The sequence below is a fragment of the Methylibium sp. T29 genome (assembly GCF_000576205.1).
In the GTDB taxonomy this organism is placed as follows: domain Bacteria; phylum Pseudomonadota; class Gammaproteobacteria; order Burkholderiales; family Burkholderiaceae_C; genus Methylibium; species Methylibium petroleiphilum.
Map to the genome: position 1 here is coordinate 1 of NZ_AZND01000545.1, position 963 is coordinate 963.

3 protein-coding genes are annotated in these 963 nt (G+C 74.2%); all 3 read right to left on the bottom strand.

What is annotated here, in order from left to right:
• A partial coding sequence (gene modA, locus x551_RS22710; RefSeq protein WP_152543648.1) for a molybdate ABC transporter substrate-binding protein occupies window positions 1-381 on the bottom strand: 381 nt, incomplete at its 3' end.
• A gap of 54 nt (window positions 382-435) precedes the next feature.
• Window positions 436-660 (bottom strand): formate dehydrogenase subunit delta, encoded by a 225-nt coding sequence (locus x551_RS22715; RefSeq protein ID WP_011831285.1) that lies wholly within the window; start codon window positions 658-660, stop codon window positions 436-438.
• A partial coding sequence (locus x551_RS22720; protein ID WP_036251990.1) for a formate dehydrogenase accessory sulfurtransferase FdhD occupies window positions 650-963 on the bottom strand: 314 nt, incomplete at its 5' end. The genes x551_RS22715 and x551_RS22720, both read right to left, overlap by 11 nt.

The following is a 963-nucleotide window of genomic DNA, read 5'->3' on the forward strand; positions in this document are numbered from 1 at the left end:
CTCCGGCGGGGCCGTCGGCTCGGCGCTGCCCGGCGCCACCAGCGCGAGCCGGTTGCCGACCCAGTCGCGCCGCGTGCCGGGCAGAAGTCGGCCGGCCTTGCCGACGGCGTCCATCCAGGGTTCGTCGGCACTGACGAAGATCTGCGCGGTGGCGCCCTGCTCGATCTGCCGGGCCAGCGTGGAACTCGACGCGAACGAGAACCGGACGCCGGTGAAGCCGCCCTGCCGTGCGATCGCCTGCAGCACGTCGGTCAGGCTGGCGGCGGCGAACACCACCACCTCGTCGTCGGCCGCGCGGGCGGCGGGGGGGCTTGCGAGCAGCCAGGCGACCAGGGCGGTGGCGAGGGTGGTGCTCAGGCGGCGGCGCAGCGGGGACATCATGGGCAGGGTTTCGGGCGAGTGGAGGAGGACGCGAGTCTGGCCGCGGAGGGCGCCTCAGTCGAGCACCGCGCGGTGCCGGGTGAGGGCCGCCTCGACCATCGCGTTGAGCCCGGCACTGCCGTTGCGGTCGACATGCGCCAGCAGCGCGCGCCGCATGCGCGGGTCCCAGAACTTCTTCAGGTGCTCGGCCACCTGCTGCGCGGCCTCGGCCGCGTCGGGCATCGCCTCGAAGAACTGGCCGATGCGGTTGGCCATGCGCACCAGGTTGTCAGCGTCCATCGTCGCGCTCCGTCATGTCGATCCGTTCGGCCCCGGCATAGACCACCAGGTCGCGGCCGCGCGCGAAGCCGGCCAGGCCCACGCCCAGTCGCCCGGCCAGGTCGACGGCCATCGTGGTGGCCGCCGACACGGCGACCAGCAGCCGCACGCGCGCCGCGGCGGTCTTGTGCAGCATCTCGTAGCTGGCGCGGCTGGTGACCGCGAAGAAGCCCTCGGTGCCGGCGTCGCCGGCGGCCAGCGTGCCGGTCCGCGCCATCGCGCCGATCAGCTTGTCGAGCGCGTTGTGGCGGCCGACGTCCTCGC

What these genes read in the sequence shown, in the direction of transcription:
- x551_RS22715 (WP_011831285.1), bottom strand. Translation starts at nt 660, where the DNA reads ATGGACGCTGACAACCTGGTGCGCATGGCCAACCGCATCGGCCAGTTC.